19 protein-coding genes are annotated in these 23,050 nt (G+C 51.5%); 11 read left to right on the forward strand and 8 right to left on the reverse strand.

What is annotated here, in order from left to right; all coding sequences use genetic code 11:
* Window positions 1-150 precede the first annotated feature (150 nt).
* Window positions 151-786 carry a tRNA-(ms[2]io[6]A)-hydroxylase gene (locus tag ACJJID_RS05520; RefSeq protein ID WP_253868952.1) on the forward strand — a complete coding sequence of 212 codons (636 nt, stop codon included), beginning with the start codon at window positions 151-153 and terminating at the stop codon, window positions 784-786.
* Window positions 787-809: 23 nt separating this feature from the next.
* Here the strand turns inward: ACJJID_RS05520 and ACJJID_RS05525 are convergent, their stop codons facing one another.
* The gene (locus ACJJID_RS05525) at window positions 810-1,070 is read right to left on the reverse strand and encodes a DUF3081 family protein (RefSeq protein ID WP_152453075.1); all 261 of its coding nucleotides are present in this window, start codon (window positions 1,068-1,070) and stop codon (window positions 810-812) included.
* 79 nt (window positions 1,071-1,149) lie between these two features.
* On the opposite strand from ACJJID_RS05525, the gene ACJJID_RS05530 reads away from it, so the two are divergent.
* The 3 genes from ACJJID_RS05530 to ACJJID_RS05540 all read left to right on the forward strand — a co-directional run bounded on the left by ACJJID_RS05530 (window position 1,150) and on the right by ACJJID_RS05540 (window position 3,351).
* The gene (locus tag ACJJID_RS05530) at window positions 1,150-1,611 is read left to right on the forward strand and encodes a DUF3429 domain-containing protein (RefSeq protein WP_152453077.1); all 462 of its coding nucleotides are present in this window, start codon (window positions 1,150-1,152) and stop codon (window positions 1,609-1,611) included.
* Window positions 1,612-1,685: 74 nt separating this feature from the next.
* Entirely contained in the window at window positions 1,686-2,315 is a 630-nt protein-coding gene (locus ACJJID_RS05535) for a malonic semialdehyde reductase (RefSeq protein WP_444921829.1), read from the forward strand.
* 58 nt (window positions 2,316-2,373) lie between these two features.
* On the forward strand, window positions 2,374-3,351 hold the full coding sequence (locus ACJJID_RS05540) for a hypothetical protein (RefSeq protein WP_444921830.1): 978 nt from the start codon (window positions 2,374-2,376) through the stop codon (window positions 3,349-3,351).
* Window positions 3,352-3,397: 46 nt separating this feature from the next.
* Here ACJJID_RS05540 and ACJJID_RS05545 read toward each other — a convergent pair whose 3' ends face one another.
* A complete protein-coding gene (locus tag ACJJID_RS05545) occupies window positions 3,398-3,853 on the reverse strand; it encodes a DUF2269 family protein (RefSeq protein WP_444921831.1) in 456 nt (151 codons plus the stop codon).
* 88 nt (window positions 3,854-3,941) lie between these two features.
* Here ACJJID_RS05545 and ACJJID_RS05550 point away from each other — a divergent pair, with 88 nt between their 5' ends.
* Window positions 3,942-4,409 (forward strand): YpsA SLOG family protein, encoded by a 468-nt coding sequence (locus ACJJID_RS05550; protein WP_444921832.1) that lies wholly within the window; start codon window positions 3,942-3,944, stop codon window positions 4,407-4,409.
* Here the strand turns inward: ACJJID_RS05550 and adiC are convergent.
* Genes adiC through ACJJID_RS05570 form a run of 4 tightly spaced genes read right to left on the reverse strand, consistent with a single transcriptional unit; the run spans window position 4,399 to window position 11,668 of the window.
* A complete protein-coding gene (gene adiC / locus ACJJID_RS05555) occupies window positions 4,399-5,880 on the reverse strand; it encodes an arginine/agmatine antiporter (protein WP_444922611.1) in 1,482 nt (493 codons plus the stop codon). The genes ACJJID_RS05550 and adiC overlap by 11 nt on opposite strands.
* Window positions 5,877-8,183, reverse strand: a complete 2,307-nt coding sequence (locus ACJJID_RS05560; RefSeq protein WP_444921833.1) for an Orn/Lys/Arg decarboxylase N-terminal domain-containing protein — start codon at window positions 8,181-8,183, stop codon at window positions 5,877-5,879. Before ACJJID_RS05560 ends, adiC begins: the two co-directional genes overlap by 4 nt.
* A 47-nt stretch (window positions 8,184-8,230) precedes the next feature.
* Window positions 8,231-9,943 (reverse strand): thiamine pyrophosphate-dependent enzyme, encoded by a 1,713-nt coding sequence (locus ACJJID_RS05565; RefSeq protein WP_444921834.1) that lies wholly within the window; start codon window positions 9,941-9,943, stop codon window positions 8,231-8,233.
* A gap of 27 nt (window positions 9,944-9,970) precedes the next feature.
* Window positions 9,971-11,668, reverse strand: a complete 1,698-nt coding sequence (locus tag ACJJID_RS05570; protein ID WP_444921835.1) for an FMN-binding glutamate synthase family protein — start codon at window positions 11,666-11,668, stop codon at window positions 9,971-9,973.
* Window positions 11,669-12,028: 360 nt separating this feature from the next.
* Between ACJJID_RS05570 and ACJJID_RS05575 the strand changes: the two genes are divergently transcribed.
* Together ACJJID_RS05575 and ACJJID_RS05580 are read left to right on the forward strand one after the other, a co-directional pair.
* Complete coding sequence (locus ACJJID_RS05575; RefSeq protein ID WP_444921836.1) at window positions 12,029-13,315, forward strand: condensation domain-containing protein; 1,287 nt, start codon at window positions 12,029-12,031, stop codon at window positions 13,313-13,315.
* 388 nt (window positions 13,316-13,703) lie between these two features.
* Window positions 13,704-15,485: a cellulase family glycosylhydrolase gene (locus tag ACJJID_RS05580; protein ID WP_444921837.1), complete on the forward strand. Its 1,782-nt coding sequence runs from the start codon at window positions 13,704-13,706 to the stop codon at window positions 15,483-15,485.
* A gap of 687 nt (window positions 15,486-16,172) precedes the next feature.
* On the opposite strand, the gene ACJJID_RS05585 is transcribed toward ACJJID_RS05580, so the two are convergent.
* Window positions 16,173-17,321, reverse strand: coding sequence for a saccharopine dehydrogenase NADP-binding domain-containing protein (locus ACJJID_RS05585; RefSeq protein ID WP_444921838.1), 1,149 nt, complete (start codon window positions 17,319-17,321; stop codon window positions 16,173-16,175).
* A gap of 486 nt (window positions 17,322-17,807) precedes the next feature.
* Here ACJJID_RS05585 and ACJJID_RS05590 point away from each other — a divergent pair, with 486 nt between their 5' ends.
* The 4 genes from ACJJID_RS05590 (at window position 17,808) to ACJJID_RS05605 (ending at window position 22,267) form a co-directional block, all read left to right on the forward strand.
* Entirely contained in the window at window positions 17,808-19,112 is a 1,305-nt protein-coding gene (locus ACJJID_RS05590) for an NAD-dependent epimerase/dehydratase family protein (protein ID WP_444921839.1), read from the forward strand.
* 19 nt (window positions 19,113-19,131) lie between these two features.
* Window positions 19,132-20,436, forward strand: coding sequence for a condensation domain-containing protein (locus tag ACJJID_RS05595; RefSeq protein WP_444921840.1), 1,305 nt, complete (start codon window positions 19,132-19,134; stop codon window positions 20,434-20,436).
* A 77-nt stretch (window positions 20,437-20,513) separates the two neighbouring features.
* A complete protein-coding gene (locus tag ACJJID_RS05600; protein WP_444921841.1) occupies window positions 20,514-21,341 on the forward strand; it encodes a glycosyltransferase in 828 nt (275 codons plus the stop codon).
* Window positions 21,338-22,267 (forward strand): NAD-dependent epimerase/dehydratase family protein, encoded by a 930-nt coding sequence (locus ACJJID_RS05605; RefSeq protein ID WP_444921842.1) that lies wholly within the window; start codon window positions 21,338-21,340, stop codon window positions 22,265-22,267. The genes ACJJID_RS05600 and ACJJID_RS05605 overlap by 4 nt, the downstream gene beginning before the upstream one ends.
* 30 nt (window positions 22,268-22,297) lie before the next feature.
* Here the strand turns inward: ACJJID_RS05605 and ACJJID_RS05610 are convergent, their stop codons facing one another.
* Window positions 22,298-23,023: a UDP-2,3-diacylglucosamine diphosphatase gene (locus ACJJID_RS05610; protein WP_444921843.1), complete on the reverse strand. Its 726-nt coding sequence runs from the start codon at window positions 23,021-23,023 to the stop codon at window positions 22,298-22,300.
* Window positions 23,024-23,050: the final 27 nt, after the last annotated feature.

Consider the following 23,050-nt stretch of genomic DNA (forward strand, 5'->3'; position numbering starts at 1 on the left):
CTTGGCAGGGCCGCGTTGGCCAGTGGTGGCATGGCGCAGGATGATAGTGTTCGGTGGGTCACATCTAGGGCTTAAGTGGTTGATTATGCTTCGGGACCTGCCTTTCTGCCGCTGTGTCGCTATAATCCCGCGCCAAATGATTGATGCCAGATGAATACCGATCCCATGAGTGCTCTAGTTCCCGATTTGTCCGCGATTCATGAATTCCTGTTGTGCGCCACCCCGGATGCCTGGATTGAGGCGGCACTAGCCGAGCCGGAGATGATGCTGGTGGATCACGCCAACTGTGAGAAAAAAGCGGCGGGTACGGCACTCAACCTGATGTTCCGCTATTTGGGGGATTTTGAGCTGCTGCACAAGATGTCGCGTCTGGCCCGCGAGGAGCTACGCCACTTTGAGCAGGTGTTGGCAATTATGGAAAAGCGCGGCATTGCCTATCCCCACGTCAGTGCCTCCCGCTACGCCGCCGGGCTGCGTGCAGAGGTGCGCTCTGCGGAGCCTGGGCGCCTCGTGGATACTCTGATTTGTGGGGCCATCATTGAGGCGCGCTCCTGTGAGCGTTTTGCTCGTATTGCGCCACACCTGGACGAAGAGCTGCAGAAATTTTATCTCTCACTTCTGAAGTCAGAAGCCCGCCACTTCCGCGATTATCTGCACCTTGCACAAAAAGCTGCCAATGAGGATATAGAGCCTCGGGTGCAGGCTTTATTACAGCTCGAGAAGGAGCTTGTGCTGAGTGGCGATGGCGAGTTTCGTTTTCACAGCGGCGTACCTGGCAAAGTTTAAGGTGCGCTTTATATAGCCCAGCTTCAGCTCTGGTCCAGACTGGCCAGTAAGCGGTTAAAGTCCTGCAGATCCCTGTCGCTCCCGTAGTCCACAGAAAACTTATTGTGAAAAAATACGGTGAGCTTCACTTTATCTGAGTTGATGAAGACGGTATAGCCATCAAAGTCGGTGCTTACTGTCAGCCCTTGGTAATGCCAGCCATCGGCTTCCTTTTGTCCCTCTCGGGTGGCCCGATCAAATACCCGCAAGGCCTGTTTGACGTCAATTTTGCTCTCCTCTTCCATACTGACCTCCCCGCGCCGCTAGACTTGTTGTTTCGATGTCGGAAATTCCTTTCCCTTACTGTATGGAATATTACACAGCATGGATAGTAGCGGCTATCAGCAGCCGGTGGTGGATACCCGTCTGTTTGACATCCTGGCTTATTTGGGACTTTGTCCTTTTGTTATCGGGTTGTTGCTACAGATAACCGAGGTCTCCTTGTTGGGCATTGATGCCCGCTTATTTTTTACCGCTTATAGCGCGGTGATACTCAGTTTTTTATGTGGTGTCTGGTGGGGTGGGGCTCTTAATCGCCCCGGTCATCCGCATCGGATGGCGCTGGTGTTTCTCAGTAATCTAATCGCATTGGCCGGCTGGGTTGGATTGCTTTTGTATCAAAGCCCTTGGGGCTTGCCCATCCTCGCAATTGGTTTCGCATTTGTGGCTTGGATGGAGGCCCGTTTGAATCCCAATTTGCCGGGCCGGGAGCAATACTTTCGTACGCGCAGTATCGTTACCTATCTTGTGATCGCCTGTCACCTCGGCATGATGCTGCTGTCTTAACAACTTCGGTAGCAGTTCCTCAGACTTATTGAAAGCTAGACTTTTACCTGAAAACCGACAAGGAAATGCCAGAAATGGAGCCGACTACCCCCTCAGCACAAGACCAATTATTTTTTGACGCCAGAACACATAGTTACTGGCAGGATAAACCAGTACCGCAGCCGCTGCTGAAAAAGTTGCACGACCTGGTCAGGATGGCACCCACCAGCGCTAACTGTTGCCCGATGCGGGTTGTGTTTATTGTTAGCAAGGAGGGCAAGGCACGACTTAAACCGGCCTTGAATGAGGGCAATGTCGAGAAAACCCTGTCGGCTCCGGTTACGGCAATTATTGCGCACGATATGCGTTTTTATGAACACCTCCCCAAACTGTTTCCCCACGCACCGGCCCGGGAGTGGTTTGCCGACAATCCAGAGCTGGCAGAAACCACAGCGTTTCGCAATGGTTCAATCCAGGGTGGCTATTTTATTTTGGCGGCGAGGGCCCTGGGGTTGGACTGCGGTCCTATGTCGGGGTTTGATAACGCACTCGTGGATCACGAATTCTTTAGCGATAAATCCTCGGCTCCGTCTTTTGTACAGGAGCATTGTCCAGAGAGCCACATTAAATCCAACTTCCTCTGTAACCTCGGATATGGCGTGGATGCCAAACTGCACCCGCGCAATCCTCGCTTTGAATTCGATGAAGTATGTCGGGTCGTTTAATCATGCGGAGAAAATGCCGCTTGGTGTTTATTGGCATTGATAAAAGTGGGCGGGATTAATGGCTCAAAGACCGTTGCAGAATTTATCTCGCCCTGAGGAATATTTTTTACCCAGGGATGAAGAGGTTCTGTATGAATTATTTGGGCGTGACATTAGTCGGCCGGTCGTCGAGCGTTTTCTCGCCTTACAGGATATCGAGTATTTACGCTGTGTCTCTTCTGAATATAAAGGTATTTATCAGGCAGACCAGATGTTGCTGGACTGCTATGCCAGAAAGATCAATGAAGAGGCGGTTTTAGATGAGAAACTATTGTTCACTAAAGCGGAGTTTGAACCGATCATTGCGGCTTACAGAAGCGAAGCACAATACATGAACCTGGGGGAGGATAGGGCGACCTTGCCTCATGATGTGATTTCGACTGAGGAGTTTGTGCTGCATTTGCAGGCCACAATTGTTAGAGCTTTAGAAAAAAAGAAAGAGGCCGATGACTTTGTCGTTGTGATTCCAACCACCAGCTATAAAGGGGAGCTTATCCCCAAGGCGATTTGCAGTAAAGCCAAGCTGGATGATGAGACTTTCAAAAGGCAGTGCCAGTTGGGCTTAGTGCGCAATCAGCACCTGCAGTATGTGTTGAGTAAGTCCTATCTTTGGACCCTTGCCCATGCCTGGCCCTTTATTACTGGCAGTGAGGTGGGTGAGGGGCGCTTTCGCGGTGTGGTATTTAGACAGTTCGATCTCAATTGGGGCACCATTGCCTGTGATCTCGATAGTGATACCAATGTCTTTGTAATTACTGATGCTAGCTGTTCCGGGGGCGAGGCTGAGCATATTCGCAGCCGCTTGCTAAGGTGTGATAAGCGCGAGAAATCCGCCATTATCATTCCGCTCTGCAAAAGGGAAGCCTTGAATCGGTTGAGTAAAAACTCCGAAGGATATGCCGAGATTGTTGCAGGTGTTGTGCTGGATGATTTTAAACGGCAATGGAAAGATATTGGGCAGAGAGCGAGTTATAAGACCCTGAGAGGTGGAAATTAAAGTTGGAAGCCTACCTTAAGGTGAGTCAGTCAGGTTACTCATATTGCTAAAAAGAGGGTTTGGAGACCATCAGGTAAACGATCGCAACTGTTAGAGGAAAGGCCAGCGCACCCAGTAGGCACCATGTACGCATAATTTTGCGTATTGTACCGTGGTTATTCTCCTGGTTGGCATGAGAGCGCAACTGATATTGCAGGTAGACCACCGGTAGCCACAGTAGGAAGACAGCGAGGGTCAATCCGGCGGCTAGTTGCAGCCACGTTTGTTGAATCCAGGCTGGATTTATCATCAGCATACCCATGGCACTGCCCATCAGCCCAAGCACGGCGCTGCCGGTGAAAATCCAGTCCGCCCGCACTGTTTCCTTACTTACCCACTGGATTACTTGTGAATCCCCGGACAGCCAACCGCGCAAGGTATACCAGGCAATTCCGGTGCCGGTACCGAGTACGATAATGGCGCAGAGGATGTGTAGTGTCTTGAGTACGAGGTAGTAATTCATAAACGCGCTGACCAAACTAAGCGGGAGTAAGGTAGGGCTTTGAGCGGGAATTTTCAATTCTATTGGTTTTCACAGGTTTTCTTTGAGCATGATCTTCAAACCGGAAAAAATCATCAGTGGCGGACAAACTGGAGCGGACACCGGCGGATTGATCGCTGGGCAACGTCTGGGTATTGCTACCGGTGGCGCCGCACCAAAAGGCTATTTGACCGAGGAGGGGGCGCGTGCGGAATTTCTGAAAGGCTTTGGGTTAATTGAGCTGCCGACCAAAGATTTGGCAGAGCGAACGCGGGAAAATATACGCAACTCCGATGCGACCTTAATTTTCACCGACAATCCCAACAGCGACGGTACTGCCTATACCATCCGGTTCTGCCGGGAAATGGACAAGCCGTACTTGATAGTTGATCCCAGGGAAGACTGCTGCAGAAAAATACGAGCATTTATCGATAAAAATAGACCGTTTGTATTGAATGTGGCGGGTAATAGGGAATCAAATTCCCATGGTATTACCCAGCGAGCGATTAAAATAATCCAGCAGGTATTTAGTGGTTAACTGTCTGCCCAAGTGGCTGAGGATCGCGCAAGCGAATCTCTAAATCGGTGTATTGGCCAACTGAATACCAGAAGAATACGCAAAGTGCGGTGATCGTCGCCCCCAGGGTAAAATAGTGTACCCATTTGGGTTCGGGTCCACTGGGTAGTAAGTGTTTCTCTTCGACGCTGCGCCGGCGATTTAATATCAACGCATAGAAAATAACGGTGCTGATGACAAAAATCAGTGACCATCGCGTTTGCTGGCCATCTGAGCCTACCAGTGCCACCAGGCAATAGATGGCGGCAATCAGCAGTATCACGGTAAACAGTATGTATTGATGATGTGGCATTTTGCCGTAGGCGAGCACTCGCAGAGCGATTGCCGAGTAGATATAGGGTAGCAATGTCATGATGACTGCTACCGAGGCTATCTTGCCGAACTGCTGGCTGGCGCTAGGAGAAATAGTGGCGAGCACCAGCAAGGACATCAGAATGGCTACCAGTGCCAGGCCGAAAGAGGGCACCCCTTTAGCGTTGGTTTTGGCAAAGGCCTTGGAAAACAGTCCGTCATCGGCGGCGGCCTTGGCAGATTGACCCACCAAAAGAATCCAGCCTCCGAGTGATCCGATACATCCTATAGCCGCACAGATGGCCACAATATTCGCCGCAGTATTGCCCAGCGCCAGGCGTGCCGCATCGGCAAAGGGTGCGGAAGAGGCGATCAGCTCTTTGTTGGGCAGCATGCCCATAATGACCGAAGAACTCAGCACATAAGCTACCGATGCCAGCAGCACCCCGCCTACGGTGGCGATGGGTACATTGCGACTGGGGTTCCTTACCACCGCAGTGGACACGGAGGCAGTCTCTACCCCGATAAACGCCCACAGGGTAAAAGTTAAAGTGGTCATGATTGCGCTGGTATCGCTCTTGCCGGAGACATTCCAGCCGGCGCTGAAAGTCTGGCTGTCGAACCAGAACCACCCAAAAAGGGCAGTGCCGAGAATCGGAATCAGCACCAGGCTGGTGGTGAGAGACTGTATTCGCCCGACGATATGCGGCCCCAGGATATTCGCGTAGGTGAGTAGCCAGATCAGTGCCACCTGGGCCAGGGCAAAGGTAAATGGGTCCTTGAGCGGTGGGAAGAAATGGGTGATGTAGCCCAGCCCGGCGGTAATCAGTGCGACGTTACCGATGACATTGGCCAGCCAATACACCAGGTTGGTTTGGTAGCCGATATAGTCGCCGAAGGCCTGGCGCGCGTAGGCATAGGGCCCCCCGGCGGCTGGGTCTAGGGCGGCGAGGCGGGCAAAAACCAGTGCAAGTGATACGGCGCCAACGATGGTAATGAGCCAGCCGACCAGGGAAATACTGCCGACAACCGCCAGATTGGCCGGAAGCATAAATACCCCGGAGCCCATCATATTGCCGGCCACCATCAGTGTGGCGGGCACCAGTCCGATTTTATTTTTCTCCGCGGGATGAGGAGCTATGGCGCGGCCCCCCGGCTCAGGGCGTAGATATGGTAGCGCCCCTCGCGTACTTCCACTCCATGGTTATCGTGGCCGAAACCGGGAAACTCCCGGTCGAAGGATTCCAATACCCGCAAGTATTCCAGCGCGGGGCTGCCCTCACTGCCAAAATTCTCCCCGGGCATCAACAGAGGGATACCGGGCGGGTAGGGAATAACCCCCGTTGCCGCAGTGCGCCCGGCTAACTGATCGAGAGGGAGTAACTCCACTTCGCCGCGTACCAGGGCTTCATAGGCCTGCACGGGGCTGCAATCGGCCTGGGGCAGGGCGGAAAAACCGGCGGACATTTTTGCCGTGCTGCGCAACTCCTTCATTCGGTCAAACATTTTTTGCGCTAAGTCCCGTAGGCCCATCTCCGTATAGCCCGGGTACTTTGCCAGTAGGTTGGGCAGGCACTGACTGAGGGGCTGGTTAGCGTCGTAGTCCCGCTTAAAAGCGAGCAGCGCATTGATCAGGGTGCCCCATTTACCTTTCGTAATGCCGATGGAGAAAAGGAACAGGATGGTGAAGTCGGTCGTCTTCTCGACAATGATGCCGAGGTTATCCAGATACTTGCTGATAATACCGGCTGGAATACCCCATTGTGCGAGTTGGCCGTTGCGCTGCATGCCTGGGGTGGTGATTGAGACCTTGATGGGGTCGAGCATGCAGTAATTTTTTTCCAGCTCGCCGAAGCCGTGCCATGAGTCGCCGGGGTTCAGCAGCCAGCAGCTGGCATCGTTACAGAGCAGCTCTATGGGGGCGCTGTGAAAGGCGTATTTCTGGCCACTTGTCGGGTCTGTCACCTGATCCGGCTGCCAACCGTCAAAAAACCACTCCCCCTTGTCTTCATACTCCCGTTTGAGCCGTGCCAACACCTGGCGAAAAGCCACCGCCTCGGCAATGGATTCACCGGTGAGCGCCGTACCACCGGGGCCGTCCATCATCGCGGTGCTGACATCATTCGAAGCCATGATGGAGTAGAGCGGCGAGGTGGAGGCGTGCAACATAAACGCTTCGTTAAAGCGGCCGTGTTCGATGGGGCTGCGCCCGTCGCGGATATGGATCATGGAAGCCTGTGATAGAGCTGCCAGTAGTTTGTGAGTGGACTGGGTGGCGAATTTGGTCGGGCCATTATGGGGCTCGGCATCATCGCTGTCGTACATAGCGAAGCGATCCCGATAGATGGGATTGAAGCGGGCATAGGCATACCAAGCTTCATCAAAGTGCAGCCGGTCGACGGACTCACCCAGCAATTCCTCCACCCGGCGCACGTTATAACAGAGCCCGTCATAGGTGGAGTTGGTAATAACCGCATGCACCGCGCGCTGGCTGTCGGCGGTGCTTGCCAGGGGATTGTTCTGGATCGCTTGGGATACCGTCGCTTTCGTCAACTGATCCGGGGGAATCGGGCCGATCAATCCGTAGTGATTGCGCAGAGGCACCAGGTAAGTGGGGATGGCGCCAGACATGGTGATGGCGTGCTCCACCGACTTGTGACAGTTGCGATCGCACAGGGCCAGTTGGCCGCGGGTCACAGAGGCCATCACAATCACGCGATTGGAGGTGGAAGAGCCGTTGGTGACATAGTAAGTACGGTCAGCACCGAACACCTTGGCCGCGTAGCGCTCTCCAGCGGCGATTGGCCCGGTGTGATCGAGCAGGGAGCCCAGCTCTGTCACGGAAATGGACAGGTCCGAGCGCAGCATGTTCTCACCAAAGAAATCGTAGAAGGCGCGGCCCGCGGGGGATTTTAGGAATGCAGTGCCGCCGGTATGGCCGGGCGTATGCCAGGAGTATTCATGCACGCGGGCAAAATGGGTCAGGGCGGCAAACATCGGCGGCAGTACCGCATGACTATAGCGCTCTATTGCCCCTTGAATGCGCCCGCCGATAAAAGTGGGGGTGTCCTCCAGTATCCAGATAAAGTCATTGGCCAGCTCCAGGGCGCGGCGTGGCATATTGCTGACGGTTTCGCGATCGGCCAGTAGAAATACCGGCAGCTGTAAATTGCGCGCTCTCAGCTGTTCCAGCACATTTAACGCGGGCAAATGGCCGCTGCCCGGCAGCTCCCAATTTAGCAACAGGCATTGTATCGCTGGGTTGGCGCGCAGCATGGCACTGGCGTCGTCACTGGAGACCGTGGTGATCAGGTCGATGCGGCGCTGTGCCAGCTCCTCCTGCAGGCGCGCGGCGGCGCGGCCGGGAGCACTGTTGCTGGCGATCTCCCCGCTGGCGAGTAGGGCCAGCATCCCGGTGGGCACTTGTTTTCCGAGCTGGTGCATGGATCTCCCGCTTGGGTTGCGCCTGGGGTCGAGCTGGATGACCCGTTTCAGCGCAGGAAGTTGTCTTTCAGCAGGTCGACCACTTCATCGGCACGCCCGCTGAGTATGGCCTTGAGGCCAAATAGCGCGGTGGAGGAGACCTGTTGCGCCGTCACCTCCGGGGGCATGACCAGCTCTAACCGATTTACAGTAACGTCCAGCAGGGCCGGTCCTTTCGCAGCGAGCCAGCGCTTCATTGCGTCCTCTAGATCATCGGCTTGCTCGACTTTTTCGCCGTGAATGCCAATGACTTCCGCCATGCGACTGAAGTCGGGATTCTGCAAATCGGTAAAGCTATCTAACAGCCCTTCGATACGCTGCTCCATTTCCACAAAGCCGAGGGAGTGATTGTTAAAGACCAATAGTTTGAGTGGGATTTTTTCTTGTACCAAAGTTAATAGATCCCCCATCAGCATGGTCATTCCCCCATCGCCGCACATTGCAATCACTTGGCGGCTGGGGTCGGCTTTGGCCATGCCCAGGCCCTGAGGGTAGGCATTGGCCATGGTGCCGTGGGAGAGGCTGGTGAGAAAGGAGCGTTTGCCATTGGCGCGTAGGTGGCGCAACAGCCAAACCATGGGGGAGCCGCCATCGGCAGTAAATACGGCCCCGTCGCTGGCCAGTTTGTCCAGGGTTTGAGCGACAAATTGGGGGTGGATCAGTTTGGGGTCGGGCTCGTGTCCTCGATCTTCCAACTGCTCCAGGTCTTTTTGATAGCGACCGAGCAGGTCCTGGAGAAACTTTTTGTCGCTGCGGGTTTTTAGTTTTGGCAAAAGGGCTTCAATGGTTGCACCGACATCGCCTACCAAGCCCATATGAATGGGGGTGCGGCGACCAAGGTGGGAGGCCTCTATGTCCACTTGGATGATGGTGGCTTTTTCTGGATAAAACTGGGTGTAGGCGAAGTCGTTGCCCAGGCACAGCAACAGGTCACAGGTCTGGATTGCACGATAGCCGGCGGGGTTGCCGAGAATGCCATTCATGCCCACGTTGCAGGGGTTGTCGTACTCTAAAAACTCCTTGGAGCGGGTGGTATGTACGATTGGGGCGGACAGATGTTGCCCCAGCTTGACTACCGCATCGTGAGCAAAGCGGCAGCCAATGCCGCCATAGATAACAATCTTTTCCGCCTGATTGAGTTTTTCCGCCAGTGCATCCAGTTCCTCATCAGAGGGGCGCGCTAACCACTGGGGGCGATGGACTGCCCAGGGGATCGAGTCTTTCACCTTGGTTTTGAACGTATCGCCACTGATCTCAACCACGGCTACGCCTCGGTGGTTGAGAGCGGCCTGGGCGGCTTGGCAGATAATACGGCGAGCCTGCTCCGGGTCGGAGAGGGTTTCACAGAATACCGAGCACTGCTCGTAAAGCTTGATCTGATCGACATCCTGTGGGAATCCCAGTCCCTGTTCCGCACGGTCAATACGGGAGGCAATCAGCAATACCGGTGCGCCGTTGCGGTGGCTCTCGAAGATACCGTTGAGAAAATGCAGGCTACCGGGGCCGGCGGTGCCGGCACAAACACTCAGCTCACCACTCAGATAGGACTCACCGCCGGCGGCGAGGGCGCCTACCTCCTCGTGGCGAACATGCACCCATTCCAGCTTGGACTGGCGCACGGCGGAGGTAAAGTGATTGATGGTATCGCCGACGATGCCGTAGCAGCGTTTTGCCCCGGCTTTTACCAGGGCATCGACAACAATCTCCGAAACGGTCTCCATGGAAATCTCCAGTAAAAGGGGCTGGGGCTATAGGCGTCGCAGGGCGGAGTGATCATCGTGATGAGCCAAGTTAACTGCAGGCTGAAATGAGTCGGCCCTCGCGGCCTGCCACCAGTGTCGGTAAGGGGTTTCATCGGGTGCGTCTATCAAGGACTTCTCATTGAGGAAATGCCAGATTCGATCGATAGGGTATGACTCGGTGCCATTGATCCGGTGGTAGAGGTGGTAGGGCTGCAGATCCCGCGGTTCGGTTAATCCAGCGGCGGCGATAATATCCCCAAGGGCCTCCAGAGTTTTCTCCTGAAATGCCGCAGCGCGCTTACTCTGCACATCCACCACCAGACCGCGCTGGCGTTGAGGGTCCTGGGTGGTAACACCCGTGGGGCAGGTATCGGTGTGGCAGCGCCGCGACTGGATACAGCCAATGGAAAACATAAAAGGTCGTGCGGCGTTGCACCAATCAGCGCCAATCGCCAGGCAGGCAGCCAGTTCTGAAGCAGAGTAGATTTTACCGCTGGCGGCCAGCCGCACTTTGTCCCGCAAGCCGGTTCCTACCAATGCATTGCGTACTACGATCAATCCCGCCAACAGCGGCATGCCCACATGGTTGGATAATTCCAGCGGTGCAGCGCCTGTGCCCCCTTCGGCGCCATCGACCACGATAAAATCGAGATATTTTTTCGTTTCGAGCATGGCTTTCATAATGGCCAGCACTTCAAAAACCTGCCCTACACACAGTTTGATGCCCACCGGCTTGCCCCCAGATAGGTTGCGCATCTGGTCGGCAAATTCGAGCATTTCAATGGGGGTCGAAAACATTGAGTGTGCTCGTGGGGAGACGCAATCCACTCCCGGTTTCACTTTGCGAGTGGAGGCGATTTCCTGGGTGACTTTTGCACCGGGCAATACGCCGCCATGGCCGGGTTTAGCACCCTGGCTCAGTTTAATTTCGGTCATCTTTACCTGATCATCACAGGCTTCTCGAAAAAGGTCGGGATCGAAGCTGCCGTCATCGTGGCGGGCACCAAAGTAGCCACTGCCCAATTCCCACACCAGGTCACCGCCGTGTTTACGGTGGTAGGGGCTGATACCGCCCTCTCCGGTATCGTGATAGAAACCGCCGATAGCGGCGCCCTTGTTCAAAGCCTCAATCGCAGGGGCGGATAGGGCGCCGAAACTCATGGCGGAGATATTTAATAGCGTTGCCGAATAGGGCTTTGCGCAACGACCGGAACCCACCTCAATGCGGGACTTCACATCCGCTTCTTTGGCCGGGTTAATAGAATGTGTGAGCCACATATATTCATCGCTACGCACATCCAGCTGGGTGCCAAAGGGATGCATATCCGAGAAACCTTCGGCGCGAGCGTAGACCAGTCGCCGTGCCTCATAGCTAAAAGGCTTGCCCTCCTCATTACCCTCCACCATATAGGCACGGAAGTAAGGACGCAGATTCAGGAATATCCAACGGATGCGGCCGGCAACAGGAAAATTACGCGTCACATTCCAGTAGGGCTGCAGCATGTCGTAGATACCCAGAAGAACCAAAGACAGGCTCAGCAGCAGGGCGATTACCCACCAAGCATCGACTGCGATGGTGAGAATTAGAAATATCGGGGTCAGAACCAGAGCGGTCACCGGAATGATCGCGCGCTTGATTCCATTTCTACTGGCGTAAGCACGCCAGGCTGTGGAGATGATCATAGTGGGTGGGTTCAATCTCATTACAGGGAGTTCCGATAATGAACCTAGATCATCGCGCGGGGCTTTGCTGCTATATACCCTCGATCTGCCGCAAAACAGGCCGCTCAAGGTGTGAATCTTACCAAGTAGCTTTTTTTAGGCGTATAAACAATCTTTATGCGTGTAATTAATATTGTCGAGTAATTAGTGCAGGGCGAGTGGCACAGTGAGTCGCTTGTTTATTCTCACCTTGAACATGTAATACTCATTAAGGGAGCCTCTGAATAATTTCGAAATTCTTCTGCAGGGTTAAAAGGTTTTAGATATTAGGTGCACGACGTCGTGAGGGCTGCCTGGCAGAAATTTGGCAGAAAGATTATTGAGCGTTCATGGGAGAGAAGCATGTCGGGATGGGAACAGTCTGCAGATGTGCCTCTGTCAATCACAGAGCGGAGTATCTACAACTTACATTACCGAAAAGCCCTGGCGGATATGATTGCCCGCGCCATAAATATCAAAGGGCCTCTTCAAGTTGACCTGTTCAGGGAGGCGGTTCATAGAACTGTTAACACTTACCCCATTTTTCGCTGCCGCTACACCAGGGAGCCCGTTAGACGCATTTTTGTTGATGTCGAACTGGATATCATCGATGTCTGTGACATGAGTGATGCCCATATAATGAGCTTTTTAACTCAATACAGTAATGCGCCAATAGCGATGCAGTTGGATCAACTCTTGGGATTAAGTCTGATTCGCACGGGAGAGGCCGAATACATTCTCTTGACAAAATGTCATCATATTATTGCCGATGGCATTAGCTTGGCCCTGCTTTTAGAGTTGGCTCTAACTGCTTATCTGGATCTTGAGCATGGCGCAAGCTTCCGGTCCCAGCCCGAAACGATTGACTTTGCCGATTATGTAAATTTCGAAAATAACTATATCCACTCCCAGCGAGGACAAAAAGCTCTGCAATATTGGCGGGACAAGCTCAACCTTCAAAGAAACGCTGTTGAGGTGGCGTCTGTTGGAAAAATGGTCTCGCTCTATTGCGAAGATTTGGCTTATACCCTGGAGCCGAGAGAATTTTTACATATAAAAGAGCGTGCTAGAGCTGCTGGGGTCAGTCACTTTGCTTATCTGTGTGCCGCATTTCAACAAGCTTTGTACGAACTCTTACAAAAAGAGTTTTGGATGAATGTGAGTTTGTCGCTTCGGATAAAAAAAGAATATAGGCAGATTTTTGGGCCCATGTTTCGCTTGGCAAATCTGGCTGTGGTGGGTGAAGAAGACTGGGCGGAGAAATTACAGCGTTTGTCCAGGGAAATACAATATGCCGTGCGTACAGTTTATGTGGCGGACTCAATAGGACCCCATGGAATCATCGGTAATAACCTACCAGCTCCCTGTACCTATTTAGTCAACTACTTGCAAACGGAAGTACATCAAGAAGGATTGCAAGCTGCATATAATGCCGCGGGCTCTGAGTGGATTGCTATTAATGAAAAAATTAAAATACGTTCGATAAATCTCCCTGCCAGAATCAGTCCCTACGGTATTTATCTCTCCTTGGCGGCTTACGATGGATATCTCCACAGTAATTTTGTTTATAACGCCAACTGCTTTAGTCGAGACACCCTACAAAAACTTAGTGAACGTTGGCGCTATGTTTTAATGCAGGGTAATAAATAATCTGTTCAGCCAAGCTGATTTTCAGCTGTTATCAAAATATAAGTAATTCCTTGTGTGTAAGGCTGGGTATGAGCTCTCCCGGTCATCGGCTTGCACATTTCCTCCTTGATTCGGTTATGTATTGAGTAAAGCTTACTTACTGATATCAAAACTTCTCGATATTAGTGAAATGGAAGGCTCAATAGTCTGCAGTTATCCCAAAGCAAAAAAACATACAGTGGAATGAATGCTCCTAATTAACCCGGAACTCAATAAGGGTATTTCTGTCCTAAATTTTGAATTTGTTAGCCGGTTGACTATTTGGCTTCGGGTGACATGGGCCTAATGCCTTGAGTGCTTCCATCCCTTCAAAAACCGGTTAGATAATAACTTAAGTGAGAGTGACGACATGTTAAAAATCAAACGAAAAAATAAAAGTTTACAGGTTATATTAGCTCTATCCGTCGGGTTTTCTGCGGGAGTAAGTAATATACACTCTGTCTTTGCTGCGAGCGATTCAAATCCAGTTGGTTATTTTGGTGAAATGCAGGTGGAGGGAAATAAAATTAATGGCTCCAAAACTGGAGAGCCAATGCAAGTAAAAGGGATGAGTTTCTTCTGGAGTAATTGGGCCACTTATTATAACTCTGAAACAGTTGATAGGATGGTTGATGAGTTTCAGGTGGAAATTCTTAGGGCGTCTTATGGGGTTGATGATAACGGGAACCCGTATGATTCAGATGAAGAAAAAATAAGAACTGTAGTTGAAGCTGCTATAGATAGAGGAGTTTATATAATTATCGATTGGCACACGCATGGGGCGCATAATAATGTAAATGCAGCGAAAGGATTTTTTGCAAGGATGGCAATGGATTATGGCAATTATGATAACGTAATTTTTGAGATTTATAACGAGCCAACCTATGTTTCGTGGAGTGTTGTGAAAGACTATGCGGAAGGGGTTATCTCTGAAATAAGAAAGCACTCGGATAACTTGGTGGTGGTTGGGTCGCCCACTTGGTCCCAAGATGTTGGGGCCGCTGCGAATGACAGGATAAATGATAAAAATGTGGCTTATTCGTTGCACTTTTATGCGGGAACCCATTTTTCATCATTAAGAGATAAGGCTGATTATGCTTTAAGCCAGGGAGTAGCGCTTTTTGTTACAGAATGGGGTTCAGTTAATGCTGATGGTAATGGTTCGATTAACTACGATTCAACCGGAGACTGGTTAGCCTGGATGGATGAAAATGAAATATCGTGGGCTAATTGGTCAATTAACGATAAGGCGGAATCATCCAGTATTTTTAATTCTGATGGAAGTGTTACTGAGACAGGTAGTTTCCTGAAAAGCATTTTTGAAAGTGCTGTACCTGGTCGAATATGGGATGATACTGGCATTGATGGCGATACTATTGGGGATGACGATGTAGATAGTGGTAATGAAGGTGCTGGTAATACCGGCAATGCTAATGGTGAAGAGGGTGGTGAGGCTGATAATGGTAGTGGTGGTGCTATCGACAGCGAGAATGATAATGTTGATTTAGTATCTGGTTCAAGTGTTGGATTTAGCAAAGCATCTGACTGGGGTACTGGATTTAATGGAAGCTTTACCATTAACAATACTGGATCAAGTGACATAGAGGATTGGGTTTTAGAGTTTGATTTTGATGGGCAGATAAACTCTTTTTGGACTGCTCAGATTGTTTCTCATTCGGGGAATCACTATATGGTAAAACCCCATGACTGGAATTCCACAGTTAATGCTGGGAAATCATTAGATTTGGGTTTTACAGCAACAGGTGGGCAGACCGTTACGAATATTACCCTTGGTGGCAATAGTGATGTAGGTCAGTCAACTGGTAATGCTAATGAAGGCGATACTGTTGTAGGTGCTTCAAGCTTAGTACCCATTGTGGAATTTAGTGTGTCTAAAGATTGGGGTACTGGATTCAACGGTGAATTCACCATTAAAAATACTGGGTCAACTGACCTGTCGGGATGGACTCTAGAGTTTGATTATGATGGGCAGATAGATTCATTTTGGACGGCTAAGATCATCTCTCACTCAGAAGGTCATTATGTGGTTAAACCTCTTGACTGGAACTCAACAATAAAGCCTGGAGATTCTCTAAAGTTAGGCTTTACAGCAACAGGCTCTAAAAATGTTAGTAATAGCGCTCTGAAATAGGGTTGAAGTTGTAAGGCTCTATGATTTATAGGTTATGCAGTTTATTTTTGTAAGATGATATGCATCTGTAATGATTTCTCTACCTCGGCTTTGTGATATGGGGGTCTACGGTAGAGGTTATTTGCAGGTGTATTTTTCTGAAAGTTAATTTTTCTAAATTCTGTGCAGTTCTGTGGCCTTGGTTTCTGTAGAGTTCACATTTCCAAGAACACAAGCCAGCTCACTTAACATGCCTAAAATTTGTCCCGATTGTAAATTAATGGATTGACTCTCTTTATCTTAGTGGAAGAGTTAAATTTTTCTTTCACATACTGGTTAAGCAAGTGTGTTATTGAAACAAAAGCGCCAAAAAATTGGGTAGCCTTCTACGGTGTTGTTTCTCCATAAAACGCCATAGGGATATTCCGGTCTCTCGGGCCAGTTTGAATCTTATGGTTCTTTGTATGTAGAAGGGCAGTGAGGTATTAAGTCGCAGGTATATTCGTGGTGAAATGGTATGAAAAGTTTAGTGCTAAAAGTCCTGAAAGTGTAAATTGTCAATATACTCTTTGCCCTTAAGTATCGTGGAAAATTCTTGTTATCCTCCCATCACACCGGTTCTAGCCTTTTTGAGAGGGTAAGCTTTGAGTGGGTCGCTGTATGAGGGAGTTTTCCCTATGTATTTGCTAGGGCCTGTTAACGGCCCTATTAAGCAAGTGCGGGCATACGCTCACGGGAGTGGCTTTCTATTGAGGTAACAACGGAGTGATCATTTAATTCAAGTAGAATCTCATCCAGGCTGAGAAGTTGCCAGCATGCCTTTGCCCCAGCCTCCACCATTTCGTCACGTAAAAATTTGCGAGCTAGAGCCGCCGCAGGGGCCGCTGGAATCCAGGGACCATCGCCATTCAGGCCGAGCACCTGCCAGCAGCGTGAGGCAGTTTCACCATGGGTATTTTCCCCTATGGCACGCACAATCATGCCACCATGTGGGGTGCCTCCCGGCCAGCGTTCGCTGAGTTTGTGGCCGAGTTGGGCGATGCGTGCGGTAGTTGCGGGTAGCTGGAGGCGAGACAATTGGGCACAAGCGGACAGGCCGATTTGCAGGGTGAGTGGCTCCAACCCGGTAGCGAAGCGGGCGCTGTGCATCTCGGGGAAATACTTCGGGAAGAGCTCCAGATCGGGCACATCAAAATCGCACAACCAGCGTTTACCTACCGGGTGGGCGAGCTTGATGGGGCGTAGATTTTTTCCTGCATGGGATTCACGCCAGTAGCCGCCCTGTAGTTGTGGAAAGCTATGGCCGAGGGATTCAACACCGGCGCGTACGGTTGCTAGGCCGCGGTCTATACGGTGTGCGGGTGCTATAGCGATGTCGACGGAATGAATAACCGGCAACTCCAGCTGGATTTCGGCGATTGCGGCGGAGCTCAGGCCGGGCAGACTGCTGGCACCAGACACCATGGCTATTCCCGCAGCTTCTGCTGCAGGTGATAGGCGATGGAAGTCGCACACGAAGCGGCGGCCATCGGAGATGTCGATATAAGGTGTGCGGGATTCGATACAGGCTTTGGCGACTCGGTAATCAGCCTCTTTTTGGAAAGGTCCTGCGCAGTGAATCAAAAGATCCAAATGTAGGGCTTTCAGTTGCGCGGACAGGTTGATGGCGTCTCTTTCCAGGCGCAAGCCTTCGGCGAGCCCACCGAGTTCTTCGGCGCATTGATCCGCTTGAGCTTTATTACGGCCGGCAATAATCAGCTGAATATCGGGCTCAGAACGCAACATATGCGCGATGCGCGCGCCAAAATTGCCGTAGCCGCCAAGTATTAATACCCGTTTGTTCAGGTTGTTGATCACCTGGATCGTACTCCTCTCCCCTGAGGTCAGAGAGGATCATGCAATGGGGTGGAGGCGTAAATCAAGAGAATCTTGGTGTCTGTGATCAATCGGTTGGGTAGTGGATTGGTTCAATTTGGCCTATGCAAAGAGGATTTTGACGAAAAATAGCAGTTTCTGGGGGGCAGCCCTTGCGCTTGAATGGCATAACCTTCTTTGCAGAACTATATTCCCTATCCGCGCCAAGCTGGTGCCTGTTGGCAATCCGATTGGCGCCATCAAATCCCAGGTTTCTGCACAAGGCTCTGGGTTTCTCTAGGATTCTAAGGGGGAGCGCTTTTTTCTCACAGTACTCCCTTTGGCTGAATGATGGGTGGATTGTAGGCGCTAATCAGTGACACCACCCACTAGCTGGTCTATAGCCAGCAGTCGCCTGGTCAGTGGTCTTGTATATTATTTATTCATAGCTTTCGGTATTTGGCGCGAATTTTCTCTGGGGAGGCAAATATGCGGCAAAACGGTAATGCCCGCATTTTGGTATTGGGTGGTGACGGATTCTGTGGCTGGCCTACGGCACTGTATTTATCGAGGCAGGGTTACGCTGTCACTATCGTGGATAATTTTTCACGACGCCTTATCGATGAGGAATTGGGGGTGGAACCCCTGACGCCTATCGAGAGTATTGGGCAGCGTATTCAATGCTGGTGGGAAATGACCGGGCTCAACATTGGCCTGCATAGGCTGGATCTTGCCTGTGATTACGATCCCCTTGTGGAGTTGATTGCAGAGACCAGGCCTGCTGCGATTGTGCATTTTGCCGAGCAGCGCGCTGCGCCATACTCCATGAAATCCTCGCGTCACAAGCGTTACACGGTTTCCAACAATATCAATGCCACCAATAATCTTCTCGCTGCCGTGGTGGATGCGGGTGTCGATACGCATGTCGTCCATCTCGGTACTATGGGGGTTTACGGTTACGGCTCTGCGGGAATGAAGATTCCAGAGGGCTACCTGGATGTGGAAATACCCCTGGAAAACGGACAGAGGGTTTCCCAGCAGATTCTCTATCCGACCAACCCAGGCAGTATTTATCACCTGACCAAGTCCCAGGATCAGCTGCTCTTTGCCTACTACAACAAAAACGATGGTGTGCGAGTTACGGATTTACACCAGGGGATCGTTTGGGGAACTCAAACTGCAGAAACCTCCCTGGATGAGCGTTTAATCAATCGTTTTGACTACGACGGTGATTACGGCACTGTACTGAACCGTTTCCTTATGCAGGCTGCTACTGGTCATGAGTTGACGGTTCATGGCACTGGTGGGCAGACCCGCGCATTTATCCATATCTCCGATACGGTACGCTGTATCCAACTGGCGATCGATTCCCCTCCCGCAGCGGGCGAGCGTGTGCGCATTATGAACCAGATGACCGAAACCCACCGGGTGCGCGATCTCGCCAAGATGATTGCTGATGCCAGCGGAGCCAAGGTGGCATTTGTCGATAACCCCCGCAACGAGGCCGCAGAGAACGAGTTATTTGTGGAGAATGACAGCCTGTGTAACTTGGGCTTGAAACCAACCTTCCTGGCTCAGGGGCTGATGGAGGAAATCTCTGAAGTTGCCGGAAAATATGCGCACCGCTGTAATCCCGACCTGATCCCGTGTCGTTCCTACTGGTGTGCACGAAAAAATCAGGAAAGTTCTCTTGGTGAAGGTATTGGTATAGATACTGAGGATAGTGCTGAGGCGCCACACCTGCGCCAGGTATTGGGTAGGGCACAGAATTTGATTGGGCCCACTAGCTCGTAGCCGGCAATAGGCGCTCCCCATGCCAGGCTGGGATTGCTCCACCCATGTGCCTCTGTCAATTACTGAACAGAGCATTTACAACTTGAATCACCGCAAGGTATTGGCTGACCTGATTACCCGTGCCATGCGCATCAAGGGCGATGTGGATGTCGAGTTGTTTGAGCGGGCCATTCCGTTGGTTGTAAATTCCTATCCTATTTTTCGTTGCCGCTATCATGATGAGCCGGCGGTTCGAAGCTTTGACGATATCGAGCTGGACTATATGGATATTCGTCATATGAGCGAGGCGCATATAACCAGTTTTCTGCGTCAGTTCAGTAGTTCGCCCATGGATTTAAATTCGGATCAACTACTTGGTCTCAGTCTTTTTCGGACCGGCGAAGATGAATATATTTTCTTGACCAAGTGTCACCACATTATTACCGATGGCATTAGTCTTTCATTGTTGTGGGCAGAATCCCTGACTGCTTACCTGACCATGGAAGCTGGGAAGCCTTATAGGCCTCGGGGAGAAGCTACGGATTTTGCTGACTATATCAATTTTGAAGACACCTATCTCGAATCGGAGCGTGGGCAAAAAGCCAGATATTACTGGTGTAACAAGTTGGAGCTACAGCATGAGGCTGTTTGGCAGGCCTCGCATCAAGAAATTGTTTCAATCATTTGTAAGGAGGCGACCCTCAATATTGAGGGCAGAGAGTTCGAAGAAATCCAGGCCAATGCCGGCGATGCAAAGGTCAGCCTGTTTGCCTACTTGTGTGCCGCTTACCAACAAACTCTATGCGAATTTCTTCACCATGACTTTTGGATGAATACCAGCCTGTCACTGCGTCTAAAGCGAGAACACCGGTATATTCTGGGGCCCATGTTTCGTTATGGAAACCTTTCCGTTTGCAGGAATGAATCCTGGCCGGAAAAGCTCACCCGGCTGTCGCAAGAGATCAAACGTGCAGTGCGCACGGCTTATGCTGCAGACTCCATCGGTCCTCATGGCAGCATCGGCCATAACCTTAATGCCTCCAGTTGTTTCCTGGTTAGTTTTCTTCAGACCGAAGAGCATCATGAAGGCTTTAGTGCTGTATATACCGGTGAAACTTCAGACTGGGTGGAAGTTGGCGAGAAATTGAAAATACATACGACTCCACTGCCCACACGTTTAACCCCCTACGGAATTTATCTTTCAATAGCGGCTTATGGGGGCCAGCTTCGGGCGAGCTTTATCTATAATGTGAACTGTTTCAGTCTAAAACAGGTGGAGTGTATTATGGATCGATGGCGTCTTCGCGCGATCCATGGCTCGCAAGAGAAAATGCCCCCTCTATGATCCATCCCATAGGTTTTTTCTGAGCATTTGGCAGTGCGTCCCCCCTAATGAGTATCAAGTAGTGTGCAGTTGTCGCCATGTCTCATTGTGCCTTTGTCACCCTCATTAATAGCCCAGAGTATGTGACTGGTGCAGTCGCTCTAAAACGCTCATTGGAGAGGGTGGGAAGTATCTATCCTCTAGTTACAATGGTGGTCGCCGATTGCGTTAATACAGAGCGGCTGGAATCTTCTGGATGCTTGGTGCGGGAGGTCAGCCTGCCGGATTTTTCCGAAGCATTTATTCAGCGTCATGAGCGCGAGAGGTTACATCGGCGTGCGCCTTTCGATAAAGGGAATAAGCCTAGGTTTCATGTTCCATTGAATAATTTCTGCAAGCTGGCTCTTTGGCGTTTGGAGGAATATAACAAACTCGTTTTTCTCGACGCAGATGTTTTAGTGCTTCGCAATATTGATCACCTGATGGATTACCCCGAGTTTTGTGCTGCACCTAACCTCTATGAAGACTTGGGTGGCTTTGGACGGATGAATTCCGGCTTGTTTACTGCCGTACCCTGTGAGGGTACTTATGAAAAAATGCTGAAATTGCTGGATCGACCCGGCGTATTTTGGCGTCGCACCGACCAAACTTTTTTACAGGCGTTTTTCCCCCGCTGGCACGGTATACCTTATATCTACAATGCTTTGCAGTATCTGTATCTGAACTTACCTCAATTGTGGCTGTGGAGCAGTATTCATGTGATTCACTATCAATACGAAAAGCCTTGGCAAAAGGACCATGGGAAAGCGGAACAGCTCAGACCGCTGATCGAGTTGTGGTGGGCTGTCAACCAGGGGCGCGATATCAGTTTGAGAATCGAGCAGCTTGCCCGTGAGCAGCGCCAATCCTCGGGTGGTGTCCTGTGAATATCGGTATCACTGGCGCTAGTGGTTATGTCGGGCAATTTATTGTTCGCTACTTTCTCGATCATGGTTACAAGGTGCGGGCAATGTCCCGTTCGGGGCGCAAGTCGGGCTTATTTCCCTTTGCTGCGGGCAGTAACTTTGAGTGGGTTGCTGGCGATATGGCAGATCGCAGTGTTTTATCCAAATTTGTGAGGGGGCTTAATGCGATAGTGCACTGCGCCTATGACCATTTGCCCGGTCGCTATCGAGGTGGGGAGGGGGAAAACCTCTCCAGGTATCTCGATTCCAATTTAAACAGCACGCTGCTGTTGATGCAGGTGGCTCACTCTGCTGCCGTGGATAAATTTGTTTTTATTTCCAGTAGGGCAGTGTACGCGACGGGGTGTTTGCGCGGCAGTTTGTACGAGCATCAGGCGGTGCGGCCCGATACATTTTATGGGGCTTATAAATCGGCGGTGGAGGCGATGGTCTGTGCCTGGGCTCAGCAGCGCCAATGGCACGCGGTTTCCCTGCGCCTCACCGGAGTCTATGGCGTGGTAAATCCTCTGGAGCGCAGCAAGTGGTATGACATTGCCCGTGCGGTGGTCAGTGGGGAGCCCTATACCCAGACCAGAGTTGCCACGGAGGTACATGGAGAAGATGTAGCCCGAGCGGTAGAGTTGGTGCTATCTGAGGAGGATGCCCGGGGCCGGGCAGTAAATTGCAGCGATCGCCTGGTGAGTTATCGGGAAGTGGCTGAGATTTTGCAGTCCATGTTAGGAACGCGTAGCCCTCTGCCCCCAGAGCCTCGGGAAGAGCCGCCAGCGGTAATGGACTGTGCCTATTTGCAAGGCAAGGGCTTCAAGTTTGGTGGGGCAGAGCGCTTGCGACACAGCCTGCGCCTACTGGCGGAAGCTGTGAAGCTCGAGCAAAGACTCTACCACTAGCGGGCGTAGCGATGGGGTGGTGGTTTGGGCTCAGCCGATTGGCCAGTGCATCAGTTCCAATGTTTCGCCGTTTGCTTTCAGGCACCAGGCATTGCGATCCCAGTCTCCCAGTACAATGCGCTCCGCAGGGGCATCATCAATGGAGAAGGGGTGGCGACCCGGCCTGTGGGTGTGGCCGTGGATCAGAGTGTTCGCGTTGTATTCAAGCATCACTTTTTCCACTTCCTCAGGGGTAACATCCATGATGTCTTCCGCTTTGCGGCTGTTCATGGCTTTGGACGCGGCACGAATCTGTGCGGCGATAGCGCGGCGCTCTTCCAAAGGCTTGGCTAGCAACCCCTGCTGCCAGTTGGGGTCCCGCGCCTGGCGACGGAAAGCCATGTACTCCTCATCGCGGGTACACAGGCTGTCGCCGTGCATCAGTAAGACTTGCTGGCCTGCCAGAGTGAGGGTGGTTGGGTCCTGCAGCAATACTGCCCCTGTGCGCTGGGCAAAATCCGCACCGAGCAGGAAATCGCGGTTGCCGTGCATCAGATACAGTTCCACCCCGGTGCCACTGTAGTGGCTCAACTCCCGTACCACTTCATTGATCAGGGGGGCATCGTCGTCATCGCCAATCCAGGCCTCGAAGAAGTCGCCGAGAATATATAGTGCCTCGGCACCGGCGGCAGGGCCGCGCAGGAAATCAAAGAAAGCCTGGGTAATCTCTGGACGGCTCTCATCGAGATGCAGATCGGAAATAAAATAAATAGACAATGTCCCCGCCTTAAAGCCTAAATGGGC

It is taken from the genome of Microbulbifer sp. CnH-101-G (assembly GCF_052466775.1).